Annotated in this window: 4 protein-coding genes; 3 read left to right on the top strand and 1 reads right to left on the bottom strand. The window is 72.7% G+C overall.

All coding sequences use genetic code 11. The annotated features are described in order from the left end of the window. Positions 1-98: 98 nt before the first annotated feature. Complete coding sequence (locus ACFWEJ_RS28035) at positions 99-1,076, bottom strand: FKBP-type peptidyl-prolyl cis-trans isomerase (protein WP_377232443.1); 978 nt, start codon at positions 1,074-1,076, stop codon at positions 99-101. A gap of 152 nt (positions 1,077-1,228) precedes the next feature. Between ACFWEJ_RS28035 and ACFWEJ_RS28030 the strand changes: the two genes are divergently transcribed. From ACFWEJ_RS28030 to ACFWEJ_RS28020, 3 genes are all read left to right on the top strand, one after another. Further along, positions 1,229-1,528 (top strand): hypothetical protein, encoded by a 300-nt coding sequence (locus tag ACFWEJ_RS28030; RefSeq protein WP_285108376.1) that lies wholly within the window; start codon positions 1,229-1,231, stop codon positions 1,526-1,528. Between the two features lie 92 nt (positions 1,529-1,620). Next, entirely contained in the window at positions 1,621-2,394 is a 774-nt protein-coding gene (locus ACFWEJ_RS28025) for an alpha/beta hydrolase (protein ID WP_377232442.1), read from the top strand. Positions 2,395-2,459: 65 nt separating this feature from the next. Beyond that, positions 2,460-3,287 (top strand): alpha/beta fold hydrolase, encoded by an 828-nt coding sequence (locus ACFWEJ_RS28020; protein WP_377232441.1) that lies wholly within the window; start codon positions 2,460-2,462, stop codon positions 3,285-3,287. Positions 3,288-3,342 lie beyond the last annotated feature (55 nt).

The raw sequence follows: 3,342 nt of genomic DNA, 5'->3' as shown, positions 1-3,342 counted from the left end.
CCCGGCTCGGGTGCCCGCCACGTCTGTGCCGTGATCAGCGGCGATGCGCACGGTACGTGCGCGAGATCTCAGGCCGGCCCGCGAGCGGGCCGGTAGCGTCAGGCCGCCTTGGCCTCGAGGATGTCGACCACGAACACCAGCGTCGAGTTCGCCGGGATCGCGCCGTTCTCCTGGTCGCCGTAGCCCTGGTCAGCCGGGACGACGAGCAGCACCTGGCTGCCGACCTTCTGGCCGGCGATGCCGTTGGTCCAGCCGGGGATCACACCGCTCAGCGGGAACGACGTCGGCGTGCCACGGCTCCACGAGGAGTCGAAGGACGTGCCGTCGAGCAGGCAGCCCGCGTACTGCACGGTGACCGTCTGGTCCTTCGTGACCTCGGCGCCGTCGCCCTCGACGAGAGGCTGGACCACCAGCTCGGTGGGCGCCTCGTAGTCCGTGGGGATGGTCACGGTCGGCTGGCCGTCGTCGGCGAGCTCGACGGTGGGCAGGCCCTCCTTGGGGGCCACCTCGGTGCCCTCGGCACGCGCCGGGATCTCCTTGGACTCGGTCACCTCGACCATCGTCACCTGGATGGTCTGGTCCATCGCGGTGCTCGCCATGAGGAGGCGCGCGCCGACCTTCTGGCCGATCAGGCGGTCGTTCAGCAGGTCGTACTGCGGGTCGCCGAGCGTGAACGACTCCGGCTTCTTGGTCTCCCAGGTCGAGCCGCTGGTCGAACCGTCCTTGCCCGCGATGACCACGTAGTTGATGGTCACCTGGGCGCCCTCGACGAGCTCCGCGCCGGTGCCCTCGTCCACGACGCGGGACGTCGGGGACGTGACCTTGAGCGGCGCCTTGAACGTCACCTTCGGTTCCTTGCCGACCGGGCCGGAGACCTCGATCGCATCGACCGCCTTGACGTCCTCCTCGGACGGGCTGGGCACGGGCGACGCCTCCGGGGCGGCCGCAACCTCGCAGACGTTTCCGTCGGATGCGGCGGCGTTGTCGCTCCCGGAGTCGTCGGCGCTCGCGCAGCCGGTGAGCGCGATGGATGCCAGCGCGACGGCTGCCAGGGCGGCAGTGGTGCGGTGCTTCACGAGTAGTCCTTCGGTAGGTGTGCGCCTTGCTGGGGACCGCCACACTCTAGCGGGCGGAGATGAGTGCGGCTCCCAGGCATTGTGGTGCGCGATGCGGGCTGTTCCCGAACAGCCTTGAGCCATCCGCTCCGCCCTGCGGAACAATAGATGGCATGCCGTCGAACCGCCGCTCCAGCAAGCGTCCGTATGCCGCGGGCCATGTTCCCCTCGACGTGGACCGGGCGACGGGCGGACGTCGCAGCGAGTCGGCGGCGGACGGCGAGTGGGTGGTGCAGCGGATCCGGTCGTCCGACAAGACTTATGTCTGCCCTGCCTGCCGCCAGGAGGTCACGCCGGGCACGGCGCACGTCGTCGCGTGGAAGACGGACGGGTTCGGCGGGCCCGAGGCCGGGCTGGACGCGCGGCGACACTGGCACACGAGCTGCTGGCAGCGCCGGGCCAACCTGCGCTGAGGCAACGGGCCTGCCGTACCTGCGGCCAGGGTGCTGCGACACACACCCCGACGCCGGCGCGTCCTCCCGCGTGCGGGAGGAGAATGGTCCCGATGACCACTGAAGCGACGCCGGACGCGGCCTCCGGCCAGACGACCCACCAGATCCGCTCGCTCACCGTGCTGCCCGCGCAGCGGGAGGACGTCGAGCTGCACACCGCCGACGGCCTCACGCTCGTGGGCGAGCTCGCCCTGCCGGCGGACGCCGAGCCCGCGGCCAGCCTGCTGACGCTCCACCCGCTGCCCACGCACGGCGGCTTCATGGACTCCCACGTGTACCGCAAGGCCGCGTGGCGGCTGCCCGCGCTGGCCGACCTGGCGGTGCTGCGGTTCAACACCCGGGGCACCTCCTCCCCGCGCGGCACGAGCGAGGGCACGTTCGACGGCGGCGAGGCGGAGCGGTACGACGTCGCGGCCGCGATCGAGTTCGCCGAGTTCCGCGGGCTGCCCCGGCCGTGGCTGGTCGGCTGGTCGTTCGGCACGGAGCTGGTCCTCAAGCACGGCGCCGACCCGAGCGTCGAGGGCGCCGTCCTGCTCTCGCCGCCGCTGCACCGCGCGACGGACGAGGACCTGGACCGCTGGGCGGCGTTCGGCAAGCCGCTCGTCGTCCTGGTGCCGGAGCTCGACGACTACCTCCGGCCCGACGAGGCCCGCCGGCGCTTCGCGCGGGTGCCGCAGGCCGAGGTGATCGGCGTCGACGGCGCGAAGCACCTCTGGGTCGGCGAGCCCGCCGTCGCGCGTGCGCTGAACGAGATCGTCGCCCACGTCCTGCCCGACCACCCGCTCCCGCTGCCGACCCACTGGGACGGCCCGCTGGGCGCCTCCTGAGCAAAGACCACCAAGGCACCACCAGGCACCATCACCACCACAGCACCCACCAGAGGAGGACGACGATGACCTCTCGAGCCACCAGGAACCTGGCGACCTTCACGCTGCGCGACGGCGGGGGCGTGCCGCTCGTGCTGCTGCACGGCTTCCCGCTCGACCACCGGATGTGGGCGGCGTGCGCGGAGTACCTCCCGCCCGGCGTCCGGGCCATCGCGGTGGACCTGCCCGGTGCCGGGCACAGCGACCTGGACGGGTTCCCGCCGAGCATCGAGCACATCGCCGACGCGGTGTACCTGACGATGACCGACGCGGGGGAGGGCAACGCCGTCGTCGTCGGGCACTCGATGGGCGGGTACGTCGCGCTCGCGCTGGCCGAGCGGCACCCGGGTTTCGTGGCGGGGCTGGGCCTGGTGAACACGAAGTCGACGGCGGACACCGAGGAGGCGCGCGCCAAGCGGCTGCGGATCGCCGCCGCGGTCGACGCCAGCCAGACCGTGGACGCGGTGCTCGGGATGCCCGCCAACCTGGTCGGCGCCACCAGCACGGAGCACCGCCGCAACCTGTTCCCCGTCCTGGACTCGTGGATCCGCGCCCAGTCGCCGGCGGGAGTCGCCTGGTCGCAGCGCGCGATGGCGTCCCGGCCCGACCGCACCTACGTGCTCGATCGCCTGGACGCGCCGGTCGCCGTCGTGGTGGGGGCCGAGGACTCGATCACGCCGCTGGCCGAGGCCGAGCACATGGTCCGGGCGGCGGGCTCGCCCCTGGGCCCCGCGATGGGCGACGCCGCGCTCACGCTGGTGCCCGGCGCCGGGCACCTGAGCGTCGTCGAGGAGCCCCAGGCGGTCGCCGCGGCCCTCGGCCTGCTGCACACGCACGTCGTGGCGCACCACTGAGCACACCGACACCCTGAGCAGAACGGCACCACTGAACAGAACGAGGGGCGTGACC

Source organism: Promicromonospora sp. NPDC060204 (assembly GCF_042728455.1).
Taxonomy (GTDB): Bacteria; Actinomycetota; Actinomycetes; order Actinomycetales; family Cellulomonadaceae; genus Promicromonospora.
This window is presented reverse-complemented; position numbering and strand designations above follow the sequence as displayed.